The following is a 21,606-nucleotide window of genomic DNA, read 5'->3' on the forward strand; positions in this document are numbered from 1 at the left end:
GGACCCATGGCGACTCAGATTTTTTCGGCCATATTCGTCATCATCGTCGGCGTCGGCGGCTGCGTCGCCTATTTCTGGGGCGCCAACAAGCTTGTGGACATCATTTTCCCGTCGCGCGGCGTCCAGGGTGCAGCAGCCATCGACAATCTGCGCCGGCAAGGCATGATCCGCCCCTGGCTGTTCGTCGGCCCGGCCATGATCATCCTCACCATCTATCTGATCTACCCGGTGGTCGAGACGCTGCGGCTGTCCTTCCTCGATCGTGGCGGCGGCAATTTCGTCGGCTTCGCCAACTACGAATGGGCATTCGGCGACCGCGAGTTCCGCAACTCGATCCTCAACAACATCGTCTGGCTGGCGGTGGTGCCGGCAGCCTGCACCTTCCTCGGGCTGATCATCGCGGTGCTCACCGACAAGATCTGGTGGGGCACGATCGCCAAAAGCCTGATCTTCCTGCCGCTGGCGATCTCCTTCGTCGGCGCCAGCGTCATCTGGAAATTCATCTACGAATATCGCGGCGAGGGCCAGACGCAGATCGGCCTCCTCAATGCCATCATCCAGTATTTCGGCGGCCAGTCGCAGGTCTGGATATCGCTGCCGTTCTGGAACAATTTCTTCCTGATGATCATCCTGATCTGGATCCAGACCGGCTTTGCCATGGTCATCCTGTCTTCCGCCCTGCGCGGCATCCCGGAAGAAACGCTGGAAGCCGCCGTCATCGACGGTGCCAACCCGTTCCAGATATTCTGGAAGATCATGGTGCCGCAGATCTGGGGCACCATCGCCGTCGTCTGGACCACCATCACCATCCTGGTGCTGAAGGTGTTCGACATCGTGCTGACCATGACCAACGGTCAGTGGAACAGCCAGGTGCTGGCCAATCTGATGTTCGACTGGATGTTCCGCGGCGGCGGCGATTTCGGCCGCGGCGCCACCATCGCCATCATCATCATGATCGCGGTCATTCCGATCATGGTCTGGAACATCCGCCAGGCCAACAAAGAGACGGGAGGGCACTGAGATGGCCGTCGCAACCGGAAAGTCGTTTGCCAGCCGCTTCGGCGTCCACATCGCGGTGCTCATCTTCGTGGCGATCTGGACCGTGCCGACGCTCGGCATCCTCGTCTCGTCGCTGCGCGACAAGGACCAGATCATCGCCTCCGGCTGGTGGAACTCGTTCGCCAGTTCCAGCCAGACCGAAGCCGGCCGGCTGCCGCCGGCCTCGGCGCAAGTCGAAAAGGACGGCAAGTTCGTGCTTGCCGGCAACATCTTCGGCGATGGCGCTGCCCGCGACATCAGCGCCTTCGGCGTCAAGTCGGCCGCGCCGACGCAATACCCCGCCGGCACGACCGCCGATCTCGGCGACGGCGCGACCTTGCAGCTCAACGCCGACGGAACGTTCGTCATGGCCTCGCCAAAAGCCTTCGAGGGCGACCGTGGTCAGCGCGTCTACTATGCCTCGTCGGCGCCGCCGAAATTCACCACCGACAATTACCAGACGGTGCTGTTTTCGGAAGGCATCGGCCGCTCCTTCATGAACTCGCTGACCGTCACCATTCCGGCGACCGTCATCCCGATCCTGATCGCGGCTTTCGCCGCCTATGCACTGGCCTGGATGCGCTTTCCCGGCCGCGCGCTGCTCATCGCGGTCATCATCGGCCTGCTGGTCGTGCCGCTGCAGATGTCGCTGATCCCGCTGTTGAAGCTCTACAACGGCGTCGGCACTTTCTTCGGCGTGCCGTCGAAGACCTATCTCGGCATCTGGCTGGCGCATACCGGCTTCGGCCTGCCCTTCGCCATCTATCTCTTGCGCAGCTACATTGCCGGTCTGCCGCGCGAGATCATGGAATCGGCGCGCATCGACGGCGCCAGCGATTTCGAGATCTTCGTCAAGATCGTCTTGCCGCTGTCCTTCCCGGTGCTCGCCTCCTTTGCCATCTTCCAATTCCTGTGGGTATGGAACGATCTTCTGGTGGCGATGGTTTTCCTCGGTACCGAGGGGGATCAGATCGTGCTGACCGCCAAGCTCAATGCGCTGCTCGGTTCGCGCGGCGGCGATTGGGAGATCCTCACGACATCGGCGTTCGTGACCATCATCGTGCCGCTGATCGTGTTCTTCTCGCTGCAGCGCTATTTCGTACGCGGGCTGCTTGCCGGCTCGGTGAAAGGAGGTTGAGAGCAATGCAATCGGCTTTGAAGGTGACATCCAGACCGGACCCCGCCGTCGATCGTGACTGGTGGCGGGGCGCGGTGATCTACCAGATCTATCCGCGTTCCTATCAGGACTCAAACAGCGACGGCATCGGCGACCTGAAAGGCATTGTCCAACGGCTGCCCTACATCGCTTCGCTCGGCGTTGACGCCATCTGGATCTCGCCCTTCTTCAAGTCGCCGATGAAGGATTTCGGCTACGACGTGTCGGACTATTGCGACGTCGATCCGATGTTCGGCACGCTGGCCGATTTCGACGCCTTGACTGCCGAAGCGCACCGGCTGGGCCTCAAGGTGATGATCGACGAGGTTCTGTCGCACACCGCCGACATCCATCCGTGGTTCAAGGAAAGCCGCTCGAGCCGCACCAATGCGAAGGCCGACTGGTATGTCTGGGCCGATGCAAAACCCGACGGCACGCCGCCCAGCAACTGGCTGTCGATCTTCGGCGGTTCGGCTTGGCAATGGGACACCAGCCGCCAGCAATATTACCTGCACAACTTCCTGGCCGAGCAGCCCGATCTCAACTTCCACAACACGGAGGTCCAGGACGCGCTGCTCGACGTCACCCGCTTCTGGCTGGAGCGCGGCGTCGACGGTTTCCGCCTCGACACCATCAATTTCTATTTCCACAGCCAGGGGCTGGAAAACAACCCGCCGCTGCCGCCTGAAGAGCGCAACGACCAGACGGCGCCGGCAGTCAACCCCTACAATTACCAGGACCATCTATACGACAAGAGCCGCCCCGAAAATCTCGGCTTCCTCGAACGCTTCCGCGCCCTGCTCGACGAGTATCCGGCACAGGCCGCGGTCGGCGAAGTCGGCGATTCGCAGCGCGGGCTGGAAGTGGTGGCGGCCTACACCGCCGGCGGCAAGCGCGTGCATATGTGCTATTCGTTCGACTTCCTGGCGCCGGAGAAGATCAGCGCCGCCAAAGTACGCTTGGTTCTGGAAGCCTTCGGCAAGGTCGCCAGCGATGGCTGGTCGTGCTGGGCCTTCTCCAACCACGACGTGATGCGGCCGGCCTCGCGCTGGGCCGCCGGAGAAGCCGATCCGACCGCCTATCTCAAGGTCATCTCGGCGCTGCTGATGTCGCTGCGCGGCTCGGTCTGCATCTATCAGGGCGAGGAGCTCGGCCTCGGCGAGGCGGAGCTCCAGTTCGAGGACCTGCAGGATCCCTACGGCATCCGCTTCTGGCCTGAGTTCAAGGGCCGCGACGGCTGCCGCACGCCGATGGTATGGGATGCCGCCGCCAGGAACGGCGGCTTCTCGACCGCAAAGCCCTGGCTGCCGGTGCCCGGCAAGCATCTCTCGCAAGCAGTCAACGTGCAGCAGGGCGACGCCAACTCGCTGCTCGAGCACTACCGGCGCTTTCTCGCCTTTCGCCGCCAGCATCCGGCGCTGGCCAAGGGCGACATCACCTTCATCGAAAGCGAGGGCGACACCGTCGCCTTCACCCGCCGCGAGGGCAACGAACAGGTCGTCTGCGTCTTCAACCTGGGCAGCAAACCGGCCGAGGTCGCCCTCGGCGGCCAAGCGCTGCAGCCCTTGCCCGGGCACGGCTTTTCAGGACAGTCTGGCACAGGCTCGGTCCGCCTCGGCGGCTACGGCGCCTGGTTCGGGCGCATCGATTAATTCGCAGGGAAACCACCAGGAGGAAATCATGGCCGATGTCACGCTGAGACAGGTGAAGAAATCATACGGCAATCTGCACATTCTCCACGGCATCGACCTCGACATTAAGTCGGGCGAGTTCATCGTCTTTGTCGGCCCTTCGGGCTGCGGCAAGTCGACCTTGCTGAGATCCATCGCCGGGCTGGAGGAGATCACCTCCGGTGAGCTCAAGATTGCCGGCGAGGTGGTGAACGATGTGCCGCCGTCGAAGCGCGGCATCGCCATGGTGTTCCAGTCCTACGCGCTCTACCCGCACATGACGGTCTACGACAACATGGCGTTCTCGATGAAGATCGGCAAGGAAAGCAAGGCCGAGATCGACAAGAGGGTGCGGCAGGCGGCCGAGATCCTGCAACTGACCAAATATCTCGACCGGCTGCCCAAGGCGATGTCGGGCGGCCAGCGCCAGCGCGTCGCCATCGGCCGCGCCATCGTGCGCAATCCGAAAGTGTTCCTGTTCGACGAACCGCTGTCGAACCTCGACGCGGCACTGCGCGTCGCCACCCGCATCGAGATCGCCAAGCTGAAGGAATCGATGCCGAATACGACGATGATCTACGTCACCCACGACCAGGTCGAGGCGATGACGCTGGCCGACCGCATCGTGGTGCTGAAGGAAGGCCATATCGAGCAGGTCGGCACGCCGATGGAGCTCTACAAGCGGCCGGGCAATCTGTTCGTCGCCCAGTTCATCGGCTCACCGGCCATGAACATCCTGCCGGCGACGATCGACAAGACCGGCAACCCGACCATTGTCAGCCATGTCGGCGGCCGCAAGGCGACGGTGCCGATCGCCACGCCGGCATCGGCGAAAGGCGCTGCGGTCAGCTTCGGCGTCAGACCGGAGGATCTGGTGATTGCTACCGGCGCGGACTATCTGTTCGAGGGAACGGTGGATTATGTCGAGCAGCTCGGTGAGGTTCAGCTCGTCTATGTCGATATCGGCCGCGCCGACCTGCCGCTGGTGACCAAGATGCCGGGCAATGTCGAGGTCAAGCGCGGGACGACGCTGCGGCTGGGCGCGGACGCCGGCGACCTGCATATCTTCGACGCGGACGGCCACTCCTTCTCGCTCCACGCGCCGGAAGTGAAGGCGGCCTGAAGACAGGCCATCTGGCATTGCATAAAAACATAAAAACAAGAGCGGCGGGCCTAGCCCGCCGCTCTTGTTTTGCTAACGACCTCGGCGGTCAGTTGTTGCCGAAGAGGTTGCGGTCGCTGCCCTGAGAGGCGGACTTCTGCACGTCGCCCGACGAGTTCAGCAGCTTGTAGACCGGCGAGCCGGTATTACGCACAGACGAGGTCTGCGTGGTGTCGATGTTGGCGGTCGTCTGCTTGTTGACGGCACTCGCACCAACGCTGTCGTTGCGGGCATAGGCGCTGCCGCCGGCGATCAGAAGCGCGGCGGCAGTAAGGACAATCTTGTTCATTTTGGGTGCTCCTGGATTTTCAGTTCCCGGAGCGGCGGGCTTGACCGCCGCTCTGCGTCTTGGGATCGGCTGTTAGTTGTTGCCGAACAGGTTGCGGTCGCTGCCCTGGTCGACAGGCTTCTCGGTGGCCGGTTCCGACTTCTTGATCGAAGCGGTGTACGAGCTGTCCACTGCAGCAACGGGCTGGTCGGCGCCATTGGAGCCATAGTTGTCGCTGCCTGCGAAGGCGCTGCCGGAAATGGCCAGAAGGGCGGCGGCAGTGAGAACAATCTTTTTCATTTTTAAATACTCCAGTATTTCAGTTTTCCGTCCGTCTAGCGGCGTGTCTTGGGAAGGAATTCGCGTCGTTCGGACAGCCCCGATGTGGGAAAGCCAGGTGGCGGTTTCCAATCACGAAGTTGTTCCGTGTGGACCATGACTCTGCATCTTGAAATTGTACCAGAGCCTACTACCACCGAACCTTTTATCAACTTTATCAATTGGTTATCAAAAAGCCGCCTATGCATCACCAACTGTGTCGGAGTGCCAGCGTTCACACCGTCCTGCACGCACCGTCAACAGAAACGAACCGTTCGGTTCGATTTTAGAATCTGCTAATAGTCACTTTTCGATACTGTTAACCATTTTGACGCCGGCTAAAGCCCGATCGCGAGCGATTCGTGACGGGCACCAAGTGCGGCAGAAGCGGAAATCGGCGTCCCTGGAGTTTGGCTGCGGTAATCACCATCCGTGTCGCGACACATGGATGCGATGTCGTTTTCATACCGCCGGCAATCCGGCCGTCATGGTTAGATCAATTCATCTCAGGTGCTGCCTCGTCGCCGACGAAGCGGAGAATTGGGAAGCCGGTCAAAACCCGGCGCTGCCCCCGCAACGGTGGTGGAGTTCAAGTCGCAACGGGAGACCACTGGGCAATCCGCCTGGGAAGGTGTCGCGACCGTCCGCAAGGACACTCCAGAGCCCGGAAACCAGCCGGAGATTTCTAGACTCGACTGATCGCGGTGGGCGGTCAAGAGGTGGATGGTGCATGTCCGGTCTGCCGCCGGATTGCCGCCGGTCTTTCCTCCATCACCACCAGTTCAGTCCTTAAACGATAAGGACAGGACATGGATGCGCGCAACGACATGCTGAGGCTGCTGCACAGCCGCAAGCAGGGCTACTCGCTGGAACAGCCCTTTTATACCGACGCCGATTTCTTCAAGCTCGACATGGAGCTGATCTGGTATCGCGACTGGCTGTTCATCGGCCATGACTGCGAACTGCCGAAGCCCGGCAGCTTCATCACCGCCCAGATCGGCGACTATCCAGTCGTGCTGGTGCGCGACCAGCAAGGCAAGATCAACGCCTTCCACAATTCCTGCCGCCATCGCGGCAGCCGCGTCTGCAACGCCGAGAAGGGCACTGCGGCAAAGCTGGTCTGCCCCTATCACCAGTGGACCTACGAACTCGACGGCCGGCTGTTGTTCGCCCGGCAGATGGCCGATGGTTTCGACAAGAGCCAGTTCAGCCTGAAGCCGGTCGCTTGCGAAAGCGTCGGCGGCTACATCTTCATCTGCCTGGCAAAAGAGCCGGCCGACTTCGCGCCGATGCGGGCGATGATCGAGCCTTACCTCCTGCCGCACCGGTTGCGCGAGGCAAAGGTCGCCTTCGAATCGACTATCGTCGAGAAGGGCAACTGGAAGCTCGTCTGGGAAAACAACCGTGAGTGCTACCACTGCGCCGGCAATCATCCCGAACTGTGCAAGACTTTTCCGGAAGCACCGACGGTCACCGGCGTGCAAGGCGCCGACAGCGACCCCGAAATGCTGGCGCACTGGGCGAAATGCGAGGCGGCGGGCCTGCCGAGCAAGTTCCGCATCGACCCGGCCGGACAATATCGCGCCACCCGCGCGCCGCTGCTGCGCGATGCCGTCAGCTACACGATGAACGGCAAGCGCGCGGTGACAAAGAACCTGTCCGACACGGTCTCGGCCGATCGGATCGGCACCTTGATGCACTATCACTACCCAACGACATGGAACCACATCCTCATCGACCACGCGGTGACCTTCCGCGTGCTGCCGATCAGCGCCACGGAAACCGCGGTGACGACGAAGTGGCTGGTGCACAAGGATGCGGTCGAGGGCGTCGATTACAACCTCGAAGAACTCACCCATGTCTGGACCGAGACCAACGACCAGGATCGCCGCATCGTCGAGGAAAACGCCTTCGGCATCCTGTCGCCGGCCTACGAGCCCGGCCCCTATTCGGAACTGCATGAGGGCGGCGTCATCCAGTTCGTCGAATGGTACGCGTCCTTCATCGGCCCGCGCCTTGCCGAAGGCGGCCGGCCGGCGCTGCGCAATGTCGCCTGAGGGGTGAGGGGATGAATGCGATGACCGATCTCGGCCTCTACCGCCACCTCGACGAGATGGCGCCCTGGAACGACAGGCTGCAGGTGCTGGAGGTGATCGGCGTCGCCGACGAGGCGCCCGACGTCAAGACCTTCACCTTCCGCTCCGACAACCAGACCTGGTTCCGCTACAAGCCGGGCCAGTTCGTGACGCTGGAACTGCCGACCGCCGACGGTCCGCTGATGCGCACCTACACGCTGTCGTCGTCGCCGTCACGGCCCTTCTCAATTGCGGTGACGGTCAAGGCACAGGCCGGCAGCGTCGGCACGCGCTGGATGTTCGATCATCTGAAGCCCGGCACCCACGTAAAGGCCTACGGGCCGGTGGGCGACTTCTCGCTCCACAGCCATCCTGCGGCAAAGTATCTGCTTATCTCGGCCGGCTCCGGCGTCACGCCGATGATGTCGATGCTGCGCTGGTTGAACGACTGCGCGCCATGGACCGATGTCGGCTTCGTCAACTGCGCGCGCCGGCCGGAAGAAATCATCTTCCGCAAGGAGCTGGAATTGCTGGGCAGCCGAATGCCCGGCCTGTCGCTCGGCTTCATGATCGAGGAGCGCTCCAGCCGTGAAGGTTGGTTCGGCCATATGGGCCGCATCGACGCCATCCGGCTGCCGCTCTTGGCGCCCGATTTCCGCGAGCGCGAAATCTTCTGCTGCGGCCCGGATCCATTCATGCGCGCGGTGCGCGGAATGCTCGAAGCCTCGGGCTTCGACATGGCCAGATACCACCAGGAAAGCTTTGCCGCTCCCGCGGTCGAGGAAATACCCGCGCCGTTTGCCGTACCAGTGGACGGCAGCACCAGAGTGTCTGCCGAGGCCGCGACCCCGATCCGCTTCGCGCTTTCGGATGTCGACGCCGAATGCGTCGCCGGGCAGACCGTGCTGCAGACGGCGCGTGCCTCCGGCGTCAGGATCCCCGCGGCCTGCGAATTCGGCCTGTGCGGAACCTGCAAGGTGAAGAAGGTTTCGGGCGACGTCGAGATGAGCCACAATGGCGGCATCCTCGATCACGAGATCGACGACGGCTTTATCCTTGCCTGCTGCTCGAAGCCTCTGTCGGCGCTCGAAATCGAGGCCTGAAAGGCAGGCGGCTCACACCCCGTAGCGCTCGGTGCGGATGAGGCCGGCCGGGACATCGGCATCGATCAAAGCCTGGGCGGCGGCCGACACGAAGGCGTTCGAGCCGCAGACGAAGGCAAGCCTCGGCGGCTCGGGCAGTCGCGTCAGGGATTGCATCATCATCTGGGCGTCGATCCGCCGCGAATAGTCCTCGGGCCGCCGTGCGGCCTCGCGCGTCAGTGTCAGCACCAGCTCGAAGCCGTCGCGGCGGTCGTCGAGGCCGATCAGCTCATCGCGAAAAATCACCTCGTCCCAGATCCGCGCCGAAAACACCAGCGCGACCGGCACGGAGGATTTCCGCGCCGTCCGGTGGCGCACCATCGCCATCAGCGGCACCACGCCGGAGCCACCTCCGACCAGGATGATCGGCCCGCCATCGCTGTCGGACCAGATGAAATGGCCGCCGAGCGGACCGCGCAATTCGATCTCATCACCGACAGCCGCGACCTCGTGGAAGAAGGGCGAGACCTCGCCGTCCTCAAGCCTTTCGATCGCCAACTCGATCGTCCCGCCGCTCTCCGGCGCAGAAGCAATGGAATAGGAGCGCCGCGCCTGGTAGCCGTCCGGCGCTGTCAGCCGGACATCGACATGCTGCCCGGCCTGGTGGACGAAGGGCCGCGACAGCCGGAAGAAAAAACTGGTGACGCGCGGCGTGCGCTTTTCGATGCGAGTGATCTTCGCCGTCTGCCAGGGCGATTGCGCCGCCGAAGCCTCGCTCATAGGTCGTCCGTATAGCGCTGCTCGCGCCACGGGTCGCCATAGATATGATAGCCGCGCAATTCCCAGAAGCCCGGCTCGTCGCGTTCGGTGAACTGCAGCCCGTTCAGCCATTTGGCCGATTTCCAGAAATAGAGATGCGGCACCAGGAGCCGCGCCGGCCCGCCATGGTCCGGCGTGATCGGCTTGCCTTCATAGAGCAGCGCCACCATGGCCTTGCCGGCGACAAGGTCCTTTGCCGGCACATTGGTGGCGTAGCCGTCGAACGAGTGCGCCAGCGTGAAGGCGGTCGGCGGCTCGATGCCGGCATCGGCGAGGATGTCGTCGACCAGCACGCCTTGCCATGCCGTGTCGAACTTGGTCCACGCAGTCACGCAATGTATGTCGCGCGTCATCCTGCTCAGCGGCAGCGCATTGAACTCGGCCCAGTTCCATTTCTTGGTCGGCCGCGGCCCGTGCTTGAGCGTGAACGACCAATCCTCGGTGCGCACGCGCGGTGTCGGTCCGGCCGACAGCACGGGAAAGCCCTGCTCGAGATATTGCCCGGGCGGGATGCGCGCGTCCGTGACCGTCGGGGGCTTTCGTCCGGAAAAGAAGCCGCGGGTAACCATCGGGACAATCCGTTTGCGCTGCGGCCGAAATCGACCTCAGCCAGTGTTCAAGAAGAAATCCCGGGGGGCAACAGGAATCTTACCGGCCCCAACCGGCTCGCCGCAGACGCGGCAAGCCTGTGTTGCTCGTCCTCAGCCGGCGGCGAAGGGCACTGCGACGAAGATCTGAGCGTCGCCGCGATCGACGAGCAGCAGCACGGATTTCCTGCCGGACTTGCCGGCCTGCGCGATCGCCTGGTTTGCCTGCCTGGCGTTCTTCACCGGTGTCTGGTCGACGCCGACGATGACGTCGCCCGGCTGGATGCCGGCCGCCGAGGCCGCCTTGTCCGGATTGACGCGCTCGACCAGCGCGCCGCGCTGGCTGTCGGTCAGGTTCAGTTGCTCGCGAATATCCGGCGTGAGGTCGGTGAGGCCCAGGCCGAGCGAGGGCACGCGCAAGGCCTGTTCCTGGGACTTGCCGTCATCGCCTTCGGCCGAGGCGGTCTTCGCATCATCGCTGTTGCGTCCGACATCGGCGGAAATCTGCATGGCCTTGCCGTCGCGCCAGACATCGAGCGTTTCCCTGGCGCCCGGCGCTACATCGGCGACGGCACGCGACAGGTCTTTCGGATCCTTTATCTCCTGGCCGGCGAAGCTGGTGATGACGTCGCCGGTCTTGATCCCCGCTTTGGCGGCCGGCGATCCGTCGGTGACCTCGGAAACCAGCGCGCCGCCGGGATGGTCAAGGCCCATGGCGCTTGCGACGTCCGGCGTCACCTCCTGGATTTGGACGCCGAGATAGCCGTACTGGATGTCGCCGCCCTTCATCAGCTTGGCGACCACCTTTTCGGCCTGGTCCGACGGGATGGCGAAGCCGACGCACCTTGATCGAAGTGGCGCCATCGATGACGTGGTTGTTGGTGACGATGGTGCCGTCGGCTCCGACGATGAAGCCGGACCCAAGCGCCTCGGCGCGCTGCGGCTGCTGCTGCGGCGGGGTCTTGGGCATGGGAGTTCCTTGGTCGCCGAAGAACTGGCGGAAATAGTCGTCGAAGGGCGAACCGCCGTCGAAGGGTGAGTCTTCGCTCATCGTTTCCGGCTGCGCTTTCATGACGGTGGTGACGGTCACCACCGCAGGCTTGTCGGCGGCCACGATCGGGGCGAACGACCCGTTCGGCGCCTCTATGCCGGCGACGGGGGTCTGGGTTGTCGGAACGGTGCTGCTTGCGCCCATGTTGTTCGCACTGTCTGCGAAGGACACCACGAAGGGGGATAGGATCAGCGCAGCGCCCAGCAAGGCCGCGACGCGATGTCTGCGAAGGATATCTGACATGGTCGTTTGTCCGGGCGAGAGTTGATCCGGCGCCGCGGCCGCCTTTTCTGTGTGGGAAACCGGCCATCCGGCGTGTCGATGGTCGCGATTGCCCGTCTCGCCTGGCATGGCAGCCGACCGGATCGACAGCCCTGCATCTAGGGTCTGGATGGGTCCGAATTAGGGTTTTTGTGCCATCTTACGAAGATTTAATGTCCGCACACTGACCGATCACAATGTCGTCAGACGACAGGTGGCAGGGCATCAACGCCCGTTGGTGCGCCTGAGATAGGCCGAGGCGATCTCTCGCATCCGCTTGCCGTCGAAGCTCGGCCCGTGCCCGCCATGACCGATGCGGGTCGGCAGGTCGAGCAGCCGCTGCATCGTGCGGCGATAGGCGGCCCGGTCGGAATCCGGCAAGTCGTCGACCAGCATACCGTCATAGATGGCGTCGCCGGCGAAAAACAGGCCGTCGGCCTCGTCGAACAGCGCGATCGAATCGGGCGAATGTCCCGGCAGGTGCAGCACCTTGAACTGCCGGTCGCCGAGATCGACGACATCGCCCTCGGCAAGCGTCCTCGTCAGTGGTGCCGGCGGGATCCTGTAGTCGGCCGCTTTCCAGCCGGGCGCCGGCAATTTCGAGACGGCGCCGTCGAGATTGTGGAACATGTAGGCGTAGGTCACCGCCTCATCCATGCTGTCGAATTTTCCGGCGCTCATTGCCGGTCCCGCCCGCAGCGGAAATTCGTGCAGCGAGCCGACATGGTCGAGATGGACATGAGTGGCGACGACCAGCAGCGGCTTGCCGGCGGGCGTGTCGATCTGAGGCGCCAGCGGGCAGATGCCCATGCCGGTGTCGACGAGCAGGTCGACGTCACGGCCTTTGAGATGCCAGATGTTGGCGCGCACGAAATCATGCACGAACGGCTCGGTCAGCATCGTCGTCCTGGCGTCGATACCGGTCTTGCTGAACCAGTCGCCCACCAAGCGGTCGTTCATCAAACGAAGGGCTTTCCGACCTTGTATTTTTCCGGCACCAGCCGCTTCAGATAGGCCATGCCGGTCTCGGACAGCTGGTTGACGTCAGCCTTCATGAAATCATCGGGCATGTGGCGCGTCTTGCCGGCGACATTCTTCAGCGGCACCTTCTTCAGCACGGTCTTCGTGCCGTCATATTGCAGCGCCACCGAGCCGCCGCCCTCCTCGGCGACCGCCACCGCAAAGGCGCCGGCATCGAAGGCTTCCTGCGCGTCGACGGCGCTGATGGCGCCGACATAGCCGCGCGGCATGTAGCCCAGCGCATCGACGCGCGCCCGCTTGCCCGGCAGCCCTTCGGCGAGCGCCCGCTCGAGCGCTGCCGGCAGGTCGCTGCCCGACAGCTTGACGTTGCCGTGCGCGTCGCGCTCGAGTTTCTCCGGCGGCACCAGGCTTTCGACCAGCGCCTTGCCGTCGGCGGTGCTGACGCCTTCGGACACGGCGACGATGCAGCGCTTGTGGCGGTCGAGCGTGGCGCGCACGTCGTCGATGAAACCGGCTGCCGAGAACGGCCGCTCCGGCACGTAGACGAGATGCGGGCCGCTGTCCGGATCGAGCTGCCAGGCGGCGGCGGCGGCGGTGAGGAAGCCGGCGTGCCGGCCCATGACGATGCCGACATAGATGCCGGGCAAGGCGCGGAAATCGAGATCGACGGAGAGGAAGGCGCCGGCGACGAACTCGGCCGCCGAGATGAAGCCCGGCGTGTGGTCGTTCTCCTCGAGGTCGTTGTCGATGGTTTTCGGCGCATGCACGAAAGCCATCGTGCCGCCGGCGGCATCGGTCAGGATCTGCTGCGTGCCGGACGTATCGTTGCCGCCAATATAGATGAAGGCGTCGGCGCCGGCCTTCTTCAGGCCGTTGAGGATGACCTCGCAATAGGCGGCGTCGGGCTTGTCGCGTGTCGAGCCCAGCGCCGCACTTGGCGTCGCCGCGATCAGCCTGAGCTGTTCCTCGGGAATGGCCGAAAGGTCGGCATAGTTGCCGTCACGAATGCCGCGCACGCCGTGGATCGAGCCCAGGACCTTGGCGCCGGGATGCCGCTTGCGGATCTCCAGTGCTGCACCAACCATGGTCTGGTTGATGACGGCGGTCGGTCCGCCGCCCTGCGCGATCACAAACGTTCCTGACATGCTTCATCTCTCCTGAGCAATGGGCTTCGCAGGCACATTCGCCTGTCTTGCCGGATCACGCAACGGGAGAGTCGACTGGCGGAAGCGTCAGACGACGACGACCGGGTTCTTCTTGGAAACGCGGCTGTACAGGTCGATGATGTCCTGGTTGATCAGGCGCACGCAGCCCGACGACATCGCCTGGCCGATGCTCCACCATTCGGGCGAGCCATGGATGCGGTAGCCGGTGTCTTTGCCGTCCTGGTAGATGTAGAGGGCTCTTGCACCGAGCGGGTTGGTGAGGCCGCCGGGCTGGCCGGCCTGCCATTTCACCAGCTCCGGCTTGCGCGCGATCATTTCGGGCGGCGGGGTCCAGACCGGCCATTCCTTGCCGTACTGGATGTTGGCGCGGCCGGACCAGCGGAAGCCGTCCTTGCCGATGCCGACGCCGTAGCGGATCGCCTCGCCGCCCGGCTGCACCAGATAGAGCATGCGCTCCTGCAGATGCACGACGATGGTACCGGGCGCCTCGCCGGTCTGGTCGACGACGATCTGGCGGCGGAATTCCGGCTTGACCTTCTTGTAGGGCACCTCAGGCACCTCGAAGCCGCCGTCGGTGAGCGAGGCATACATCACGTCCGGGCCGGTGATGTTCTTGTCGACGCTGATCGCGGGACGAATCGGCTGCACCGAGCCGGTGGTGGTGTCGTCGAGTTGCAACTGCGGCAGGTCGAGCGTCTGGCTGCAGCCGGCCATGCCGAGCAGCGTCATCGCGCCGGCGCCTGAAAGCACCGCGCGGCGGGAAAGCAGATTTTCGGTTTCGATCGCGTCGCCATTCGCTGGCGGCGTCAGATTTTGCGGCTTACGCATGCACCCAAACCCTACGCTGTCGGCGGGAAACACGGTCCGGCCGGATAGGGGCAGTTTCGCCAATCATGGTTGAAAAAGCGTGAAGGGCCGGACTTTGGTCTTAACCCTGTTCGGCAGTTGCCCGCGGCAGCAGGGCGAAACGGCCCGCCGGACATTTCGAAGAAGCCTCTTTACATTCCCGCGCACCCAAGGATTTATCCTTTTCTTTGCGCTCAAGGAGACATCGATGTCCTTCGAAAACTGGGCCGCCTTCGCCGCCTCCTCCACCATTCTTCTCGTCATTCCCGGCCCGACCATCCTTTTGGTCGTGTCCTATGCGCTGGGCCAGGGCTGGCGCACGGCGCTGCCGATGGCGGTCGGCGTGGCGCTGGGCGACTTCACCGCCATGACGCTGTCGATGCTGGGCATCGGTGCACTGCTCGCGGCATCGGCCACCGTGTTCACGGTGCTGAAGGTGATCGGCGCCTGCTACCTGATCTATCTCGGCGTGAAACTGTTCCGCGCCGGCGGCGCGCTCAGGGCCGAGCCGCGCACCGACGCGGTGTCGGCGGCCAAGATGATGGCGCATGCCTGGCTGGTCACCGCTCTCAACCCGAAAAGCATCACCTTCTTCGTCGCCTTCCTGCCGCAGTTCCTCGACCGTCACGCGGATTTCTGGACGCAGATGCTGGTCTTCGAAACGACCTTCCTGGCGCTCGCCTTCGCCAATGCCTTCGGCTACGCGCTGATCGCGGCAAGGGCGCGCAACGTCGTGCGCAATCCCCGGGCGATCCGCATCTTCAACCGCACCGGCGGCACGCTGCTGGTCGGCGCCGGCATCGCAACCATGGCGATGCGCTCGGGTAATTGACGCAGGAGAACTTGCCTGCCCTGCCTCACGTGCCCCTAGAAGTGCCTGGACCTCAGGTTGGCGTGCCAGCCCTTGTTGGCCTAAGATAGGTCAGATCCGGCATCTGATGGAGGGCTAAGCATGGCGGTCAAGGACGCATTCGGCCTGACATTATCGGGTGCGACGGAAGCCGGCTTCGCGCCCTACGCCCAGGCCGTGCGCGAACTGCAGTGCTTCATCGGCGATCCGGTCGCCTCAGCCGACCGCGCCATCACCGAAAACCCCGATTTCGTCATGGCGCATGTGTTCAAGGGCTATCTCTTCGGTCTCGCCACCGAGCGCGAGGCAAGTTTGGTGGCCAGGAAATGTCACGAGGCGGCGCTGCCGCTTGCCGCGACCCCACGCGAGCAGGCGCATGTTGCGGCCCTTGGCCATCTCGCCGCCGGTCGCTGGCATGAGGCCTCCCGATTGCTAGAGGACGTCGCCATCGACTTCCCGCTCGACATGGTGGCGCTGCAGACAGGGCACCAGATCGACTTCTTCACCGGCAATGCCCGCATGCTGCGCGACCGCATCGGCCGCGCTCTGCCCGCCTGGCAGAAGGACATGCCCGGCTACCACGCCGTGCTCGGCATGCAGGCCTTCGGGCTGGAGGAGATGGGCGACTACGCGCGCGCCGAGCGGTTGGGCCGCACTGCGGTCGACATCGAGCCGCGCGACGGCTGGGCGCAGCACGCCGTTGCCCATGTCATGGAAATGCAGAGCCGGCAAAAGGACGGCATCGCCTGGATGCGCGCCAATCCGGAGGCGTGGACGAAGGACAGCTTCCTGCAGGTGCACAATTGGTGGCATCTGTCGCTGTTCCACTACGATCTCGGCGAGACCGACGAGGTGCTGGCTCTCTATGACGGGCCGATCTACGGCACGCCGTCGACGCTGGCGCTCAATATGGTCGATGCCTCGGCGATCTTGTGGCGGCTTCATCTCGGGGGGGCCGATGTCGGCGACCGCTGGAGCGCACTCGCCGACAACTGGCCCAAGGCCGGCGCCGGCAATTACGCCTTCAACGATGCCCACGCGATGATGGCCTTCGTCGGTGCCGGCCTCGAAGCGCCGGCCCGAACCCTGCTCGAAGCGCAGCGCGAGGCGATGCGCTGCGGCGACGACAATGCCGCCTTCACCCGGGATGTCGGCCATCCCCTGACGCTCGCCATCAAGGCCTTCGGCGACGGCAACTATGCCGAGACGGTACGGCTGATCCGGCCGATTCGCGCCATCGCCCAGCGCTTCGGCGGCAGCCACGCGCAGCGCGACGTCATCGATCTCACGCTGATTGAGGCGGCGCTGCGTTCCGGCGACCATGCACTGTCGCGGGCGCTAACGGCGGAACGCACACTGGCGCGACCGGACAGCCCGCTCTCGGCATTGTTTTCGCAACGCGCCGCCGAATTGTCCGAGAATTGACCGGCGGCGAATCTTGCCTTAAAAACTGGCCAAGCCAGATTTTTTCGAGATCCGAAAAAATTAAGGGCAGTGGGAGGAATGCATGTATCTCGGCCTCGATCTGGGCACGTCGGGCGTCAAGGCGCTGTTGATCGACGCCGGTCAGAACGTCGTTGGCTCCGGCCATGGTTCGCTCGACGTGTCGCGACCGCATCCCGGCTGGTCCGAGCAGGATCCTACCCATTGGATTCAAGCCTGCGAGACGGCAATCGCCGAGCTGAAGACATCGCATCCAAAACAGCTCGCGGCGGTGAAAGGCATCGGCCTCTCCGGCCAGATGCATGGCGCCACCTTGCTCGACGCCGCAGACAAGGTTCTGCGCCCCTGCATATTGTGGAACGACACGCGCAGCCACGCCGAAGCGGCCGCGCTCGATGCCGATCCGCGCTTTCGCAAGCTCACCGGCAACATTGTCTTTCCCGGCTTCACCGCGCCAAAACTCGCCTGGGTGAAGAACAAAGAGCCTGCCGTGTTCGCCAAGGTGGCGAAGGTGCTCTTGCCGAAGGATTTCCTGCGGCTCTGGCTGACCGGCGAGCATATGTCGGAAATGTCGGATTCGGCCGGCACCTCCTGGCTCGATGTCGGCAGGCGGCGCTGGTCCCCGGACCTGCTCGCCGCCACCTCGCTCGATGAGAAACAGATGCCGTCGCTGGTCGAAGGCACGGCGAAAGCCGGCGTGCTGCGCGCCGAGCTGGCCTCGAAATGGGGCATCACAGCCGGCATCCCGATTGCCGGCGGCGCCGGCGACAATGCGGCCTCTGCCTGCGGCATGGGCACGGTGGGTGCCGGCCACGCCTTCGTCTCGCTCGGCACGTCGGGCGTGCTGTTTGCCGCCAACGCCTCCTATCTGCCCAATCCGGCAAGCGCGGTGCACACATTCTGCCATGCGCTGCCCAACACCTGGCACCAGATGGGCGTCATCCTGTCGGCAACCGATTCGCTCAACTGGCTGTCCGAGATCACCGGCAAGGGCGCCGGCGAACTGACCGCCGAACTCGGTGAAAAGCTCAAGGCGCCGACTGGGGTTTCCTTCCTGCCCTATCTCTCGGGCGAGCGCACGCCGCACAATGATTCCGCCATTCGCGGCTCCTTGACAGGGCTTGCACACGAATCCAGCCGCGCCGTGCTGACTCAGGCCGTGCTCGAGGGCGTCGCTTTCGCCTTCCGCGACAGTCTCGAAGCGTTGAAAAAGGCCGGTACGACATTGACGCGGGTGACGGCGATCGGTGGCGGCTCGCGTTCGCGCTACTGGCTGAAGGCGATCGCCACCGCGCTGCAGGTGCCGGTCGACATTCCTGCCGATGGCGATTTCGGCGCTGCCTTCGGCGCCGCGCGACTCGGTCTGATTGCCGCGACCGGCGCAGACCCGCTTGCCGTCTGCTCCGCGCCGGCCACCGACGCCACCATCGAGCCGGATACGGCGCTGATCAACGCCTATGCCGATGCCTATCATCGCTACCGGGCGCTTTACCCGGCGATCAGGGGCGCCGCGGCGTGAGCGGGGTTTTGCCCACGCCGCGGCATCGCGGCTCACTGCGCCGGCACCTTGTCGAGGAAGCCGGTAACGCTCTTCAGCCGGCCGTTCTCGATGACGCCGATGTCGGTGCCTTCGATGACGGGTTCCGTGCCTTCCGGGCCGAGGTTCCACGAGAAGCGGATCGTATCGGCGAACCCGTCCGGTGTTCCCTTCAGCGAGAAGCGGAAGCCGGCAAAGCGCTGCTGCACGCCGTCGATGAGTGCGGCGACACCTTCATGGCCGTCGCCCTGCATGACCGGGTCGCGGTAGCTGACGTCCTCGGTGAAGGTCGCCTTGAGCAATTCCGCCCGGCGGCCCGCATCACCCTCGTTCCAGGCGGTGATGTAGTTTTCGGCGATAGCGTTGAGGTCGGTCATGGTCTGTCTCCTTCGTTGAGTGGCTTTGACACGAGCCTTTTCGATCAGCGTGAGCGTGAAACCAATTACGCCTGAGGTAATCAGGGCGAACTATCGAGAGGACAAGAATTATGAGCAGCGGATTTTTCGGCGACATCCAGAAGATCAAATATGAAGGACCGGATTCGACCAATCCGCTGGCCTACCGGTTCTACAATCCCGACGAGGTGGTCGCCGGCAAGCGGCTGGAAGACCATCTGCGCTTCGCCGTCGCCTACTGGCATTCCTTCGCCTGGCAGGGCGGCGATCCCTTCGGCGGCCAGACCTTCGACCGCCCCTGGTTCGCCAAGGCCGGCGGCATCGACACGATGGAGTTGGCCAAGCTCAAGGCCGACGTCGCCTTCGAGATGTTTTCGCTGCTCGGCGCCCCCTATTTCTGCTTCCATGACGCCGACGTCCGGCCGGAAGGCAAGGATTTTTCGGAAAGCGCCGCCCGCCTCGACGAAATCGCCGACTATTTTGCGAGAAAGATGAAACAGACCGGCGTCAAGCTCCTGTGGGGCACTGCCAACCTGTTCTCGCACCGCCGCTTCATGTCGGGCGCAGCCACCAACCCCGATCCCGATGTCTTTGCCTATGCGGCGGCAACGGTGAAAAGCTGCATCGACGTCACCAAGCGGCTGAAGGGCGAGAACTATGTGCTGTGGGGCGGCCGTGAGGGCTATGAGACACTGCTCAACACCGACCTTGCCCGCGAGCAGGAACAGGCCGGACGCTTTCTCAGCCTCGTCGTCGACTACAAGCACAGAATAGGCTTCAAGGGCACCATCCTGATCGAGCCGAAGCCGCAGGAACCGACAAAGCACCAGTACGACTATGATGTCGCGACGGTGTACGGCTTCCTCAAGCGCTTCGGGCTGGAGAAGGAGGTCAAGCTCAACGTCGAGCAGGGCCACGCCATCCTGGCCGGCCATTCCTTCGAGCACGAGCTGGCGCTGGCCAATGCGCTCGGCATCTTCGGCTCGATCGACATGAACCGCAACGACTACCAGTCGGGCTGGGACACCGATCAGTTCCCCAACAATGTGCCGGAGATGGCGCTGGCCTACTACCAGGTCTTGCTGGCGGGCGGCTTCAAGACCGGCGGCACCAATTTCGACGCCAAGCTGCGGCGCCAGTCGCTCGACCCGCAGGACCTGTTGATCGGCCATATCGGCGGCATGGACGCTTGTGCGCGCGGTCTCAAGGCCGCTGCCCGCATGGTCGAGGACAAGGCGCTGTCGGGGCCGCTGACCGAGCGTTATGCCGGCTGGAACTCCGCCGAGGCCAAGGCGATGCTGTCGGGCAAGCGCACGCTCGAGGAAATCGCCGAGCGCGTGGTGAAGAAAAAGATCGAGCCGCAACCGCGCTCGGGCCGACAGGAATTGCTCGAGAACATCGTCAACCGCTACGTCTGAGCACGAAAACCGTCTCATTCCGTTCCAAACATTGCTGCCCGGAACGGCTTTGCGCGACGGGCAGGGCCGACGACACGGTTCTGCCCCGCATCGCCCCTCAATCGCCTCGCTCTTGCCTTCAAACAGCCGTCACGGACTTCGTATAGTGTGGCTCATGGCGGGAATCAGGAAGAAGGAGGCGAACCGATATGCAGCACGAACGCGAAATCGACGCCCTGCTCTCATCTGGCGAGGCTGGCTCGATCATCGACCGGCTGATGGCGCTGCCGCATCCGAAGGATGGCACGCGCCGCATGAATGAATGGGATCGCGCGGTCGCCAGCCGCTTCGAGATCCATCTGGCGCGGCAGATGCGCTCACAGATCGACGGCGCCGGCGCTCGTCAAGACGCCGCGTAGTCGTCGCGGTCAGCCGCGGCGCAATCTCACCGGCGCTTCGCCGAAAGCTCTTGAAAACGCTCTGGAAAACGCTGCGGCGGACGAAAATCCCGTCCGCCCGGCGATGTCTGCCATGGCGACGCGCGTGTCGACCACCAGCCGGCGCGCGGCACCCAGCCTGAGCCTGAGGTAATAGGCGCCAGGCGTTTCGCCGATCGATTTGCGAAAGATGCTTTCCAGCGTCCGCGCCGTAACGCCGGCGCGCTTTGCCACGGCATCGATGGTCAGCGGCTGGTCGACATGCGCTTCCATCAGCCGGATGGCTTGCGCCAGCCTGGGATCGTAGCCGTCGAGGCGCCCGAGCGAGACCAGCGGCTGCGCGTCGGTGGCGGCGCGCGCCTGATCGTAGATGAACACGCTCGCCACATCGAGTGCCACCGCCATGCCGAGCCGCGTGCGGATCAGGTGCAGCATCAGGTCGAAGGTCGGCGAGGCGCCACCCGAGGTGAAGACGGGACCGTCGATGACATAGCGGTCGGGACGGACATCGACGCCGGGGAAGGCGGCGGAAAAGTCCTCCATGTCTTCCCAATGGGTGGTGGCGCTGCGCCCTTCCAGCAGGCCGGCGCGTGCCACCAGCCAGGTGCCGGCCTCGACGCCGCCGCAGGCCCGCGCGGCACGCGCCGCGCGCCGCAGGCCGGCAAGCAGCGCCGACGTGGCATAGTTCTGCGTGCCAAAGCCGGCGACCACGATAAGCACGTCGGTGACTTCGGTGGCATCGAAGCGGCCGCTGACCGCCACCGGCAGGCCGCAAGTGGTGATCGGCGCCTCGCCGGTCACCGAAACCAGTTTGAAGTCGAACAGCGTTTCGCCGGAAATGCGGTTGGCAGCGCGCAGCGGGTCGATGGCCGAGGCCACGCACATGATCGATGAGCCCGAAAACACCAGCAGCGTCACCTTGAGTGATGAGCGCTCGGCGCGAAAGATTTCAGGTTTTTCGCTTTTGATCATGACAACTTCGTAAAACGCAAAACAGTTTCCCGCAAGTCAGTCATTGTTGGGGAGTTTCTGTGCATGTCGTTGTACCAAAACCCGTTCCCACTTTT

At 63.8% G+C, this 21,606-nt stretch carries 20 protein-coding genes, 1 pseudogene and 1 riboswitch; of the genes and pseudogenes, 11 read left to right on the plus strand and 10 right to left on the minus strand.

Annotated elements, in window-relative coordinates:
• The first annotated feature begins 6 nt into the window (after nucleotides 1-6).
• Genes ACSQ3Z_RS05795 through ACSQ3Z_RS05810 form a run of 4 tightly spaced genes read left to right on the plus strand, consistent with a single transcriptional unit; the run spans nucleotide 7 to nucleotide 4,987 of the window.
• The gene (locus ACSQ3Z_RS05795) at nucleotides 7-1,020 is read left to right on the plus strand and encodes a carbohydrate ABC transporter permease (protein WP_436170387.1); all 1,014 of its coding nucleotides are present in this window, start codon (nucleotides 7-9) and stop codon (nucleotides 1,018-1,020) included.
• A gap of 1 nt (nucleotide 1,021) precedes the next feature.
• Nucleotides 1,022-2,176 (plus strand): carbohydrate ABC transporter permease, encoded by a 1,155-nt coding sequence (locus ACSQ3Z_RS05800; RefSeq protein ID WP_436170388.1) that lies wholly within the window; start codon nucleotides 1,022-1,024, stop codon nucleotides 2,174-2,176.
• A 5-nt stretch (nucleotides 2,177-2,181) separates the two neighbouring features.
• Entirely contained in the window at nucleotides 2,182-3,846 is a 1,665-nt protein-coding gene (gene bglA, locus ACSQ3Z_RS05805) for a beta-galactosidase BglA (RefSeq protein ID WP_436170389.1), read from the plus strand.
• A gap of 28 nt (nucleotides 3,847-3,874) precedes the next feature.
• On the plus strand, nucleotides 3,875-4,987 hold the full coding sequence (locus tag ACSQ3Z_RS05810) for an ABC transporter ATP-binding protein (RefSeq protein ID WP_436170390.1): 1,113 nt from the start codon (nucleotides 3,875-3,877) through the stop codon (nucleotides 4,985-4,987).
• Between the two features lie 88 nt (nucleotides 4,988-5,075).
• Here the strand turns inward: ACSQ3Z_RS05810 and ACSQ3Z_RS05815 are convergent, their stop codons facing one another.
• Nucleotides 5,076-5,315, minus strand: coding sequence for a DUF680 domain-containing protein (locus tag ACSQ3Z_RS05815; protein WP_436170391.1), 240 nt, complete (start codon nucleotides 5,313-5,315; stop codon nucleotides 5,076-5,078).
• 72 nt (nucleotides 5,316-5,387) lie between these two features.
• Entirely contained in the window at nucleotides 5,388-5,594 is a 207-nt protein-coding gene (locus tag ACSQ3Z_RS05820; protein ID WP_436170392.1) for a DUF680 domain-containing protein, read from the minus strand.
• Between the two features lie 509 nt (nucleotides 5,595-6,103).
• Nucleotides 6,104-6,306: riboswitch (cobalamin riboswitch) on the plus strand.
• Between the two features lie 115 nt (nucleotides 6,307-6,421).
• On the opposite strand from ACSQ3Z_RS05820, the gene ACSQ3Z_RS05825 reads away from it, so the two are divergent.
• Nucleotides 6,422-7,669 carry an aromatic ring-hydroxylating oxygenase subunit alpha gene (locus ACSQ3Z_RS05825; protein ID WP_436170393.1) on the plus strand — a complete coding sequence of 416 codons (1,248 nt, stop codon included), beginning with the start codon at nucleotides 6,422-6,424 and terminating at the stop codon, nucleotides 7,667-7,669.
• 20 nt (nucleotides 7,670-7,689) lie between these two features.
• Nucleotides 7,690-8,790: a 2Fe-2S iron-sulfur cluster-binding protein gene (locus tag ACSQ3Z_RS05830; RefSeq protein WP_436170394.1), complete on the plus strand. Its 1,101-nt coding sequence runs from the start codon at nucleotides 7,690-7,692 to the stop codon at nucleotides 8,788-8,790.
• A gap of 12 nt (nucleotides 8,791-8,802) precedes the next feature.
• Here ACSQ3Z_RS05830 and ACSQ3Z_RS05835 read toward each other — a convergent pair whose 3' ends face one another.
• From ACSQ3Z_RS05835 to ACSQ3Z_RS05860, 6 genes and pseudogenes are all read right to left on the minus strand, one after another.
• Entirely contained in the window at nucleotides 8,803-9,549 is a 747-nt protein-coding gene (locus ACSQ3Z_RS05835) for a ferredoxin reductase (RefSeq protein WP_436170395.1), read from the minus strand.
• Entirely contained in the window at nucleotides 9,546-10,157 is a 612-nt protein-coding gene (locus ACSQ3Z_RS05840; RefSeq protein ID WP_436170396.1) for a molybdopterin-dependent oxidoreductase, read from the minus strand. The genes ACSQ3Z_RS05835 and ACSQ3Z_RS05840 overlap by 4 nt, the downstream gene beginning before the upstream one ends.
• 132 nt (nucleotides 10,158-10,289) lie before the next feature.
• Nucleotides 10,290-11,469, minus strand: a pseudogene (locus ACSQ3Z_RS05845) (PDZ domain-containing protein).
• Between the two features lie 243 nt (nucleotides 11,470-11,712).
• The gene (locus ACSQ3Z_RS05850; RefSeq protein WP_436170397.1) at nucleotides 11,713-12,447 is read right to left on the minus strand and encodes an MBL fold metallo-hydrolase; all 735 of its coding nucleotides are present in this window, start codon (nucleotides 12,445-12,447) and stop codon (nucleotides 11,713-11,715) included.
• A complete protein-coding gene (locus ACSQ3Z_RS05855) occupies nucleotides 12,447-13,613 on the minus strand; it encodes a diphosphate--fructose-6-phosphate 1-phosphotransferase (RefSeq protein WP_436170398.1) in 1,167 nt (388 codons plus the stop codon). The genes ACSQ3Z_RS05850 and ACSQ3Z_RS05855 overlap by 1 nt, the downstream gene beginning before the upstream one ends.
• Before the next feature lie 87 nt (nucleotides 13,614-13,700).
• Nucleotides 13,701-14,363 carry a L,D-transpeptidase gene (locus ACSQ3Z_RS05860; protein WP_436171840.1) on the minus strand — a complete coding sequence of 221 codons (663 nt, stop codon included), beginning with the start codon at nucleotides 14,361-14,363 and terminating at the stop codon, nucleotides 13,701-13,703.
• Between the two features lie 325 nt (nucleotides 14,364-14,688).
• Between ACSQ3Z_RS05860 and ACSQ3Z_RS05865 the strand changes: the two genes are divergently transcribed.
• The 3 genes from ACSQ3Z_RS05865 (at nucleotide 14,689) to xylB (ending at nucleotide 18,292) form a co-directional block, all read left to right on the plus strand.
• Nucleotides 14,689-15,312 carry a LysE family translocator gene (locus ACSQ3Z_RS05865; protein ID WP_436170399.1) on the plus strand — a complete coding sequence of 208 codons (624 nt, stop codon included), beginning with the start codon at nucleotides 14,689-14,691 and terminating at the stop codon, nucleotides 15,310-15,312.
• Between the two features lie 120 nt (nucleotides 15,313-15,432).
• Complete coding sequence (locus ACSQ3Z_RS05870; protein ID WP_436170400.1) at nucleotides 15,433-16,755, plus strand: tetratricopeptide repeat protein; 1,323 nt, start codon at nucleotides 15,433-15,435, stop codon at nucleotides 16,753-16,755.
• A gap of 82 nt (nucleotides 16,756-16,837) precedes the next feature.
• Nucleotides 16,838-18,292 (plus strand): xylulokinase, encoded by a 1,455-nt coding sequence (gene xylB, locus ACSQ3Z_RS05875; RefSeq protein ID WP_436170401.1) that lies wholly within the window; start codon nucleotides 16,838-16,840, stop codon nucleotides 18,290-18,292.
• Between the two features lie 32 nt (nucleotides 18,293-18,324).
• On the opposite strand, the gene ACSQ3Z_RS05880 is transcribed toward xylB, so the two are convergent.
• On the minus strand, nucleotides 18,325-18,687 hold the full coding sequence (locus tag ACSQ3Z_RS05880) for a nuclear transport factor 2 family protein (RefSeq protein WP_436170402.1): 363 nt from the start codon (nucleotides 18,685-18,687) through the stop codon (nucleotides 18,325-18,327).
• A gap of 110 nt (nucleotides 18,688-18,797) precedes the next feature.
• Here ACSQ3Z_RS05880 and xylA point away from each other — a divergent pair, with 110 nt between their 5' ends.
• Both xylA and ACSQ3Z_RS05890 read left to right on the plus strand, forming a co-directional pair.
• Nucleotides 18,798-20,123 carry a xylose isomerase gene (gene xylA / locus ACSQ3Z_RS05885; protein WP_436170403.1) on the plus strand — a complete coding sequence of 442 codons (1,326 nt, stop codon included), beginning with the start codon at nucleotides 18,798-18,800 and terminating at the stop codon, nucleotides 20,121-20,123.
• 188 nt (nucleotides 20,124-20,311) lie between these two features.
• Complete coding sequence (locus ACSQ3Z_RS05890) at nucleotides 20,312-20,521, plus strand: hypothetical protein (protein WP_436170404.1); 210 nt, start codon at nucleotides 20,312-20,314, stop codon at nucleotides 20,519-20,521.
• A 9-nt stretch (nucleotides 20,522-20,530) separates the two neighbouring features.
• Here the strand turns inward: ACSQ3Z_RS05890 and ACSQ3Z_RS05895 are convergent, their stop codons facing one another.
• On the minus strand, nucleotides 20,531-21,511 hold the full coding sequence (locus tag ACSQ3Z_RS05895) for a GlxA family transcriptional regulator (RefSeq protein WP_436170405.1): 981 nt from the start codon (nucleotides 21,509-21,511) through the stop codon (nucleotides 20,531-20,533).
• Between the last annotated feature and the right edge of the window lie 95 nt (nucleotides 21,512-21,606).

The organism is Mesorhizobium sp. LjNodule214 (genome assembly GCF_964252735.1).
Taxonomy (GTDB): Bacteria; Pseudomonadota; Alphaproteobacteria; order Rhizobiales; family Rhizobiaceae; genus Mesorhizobium.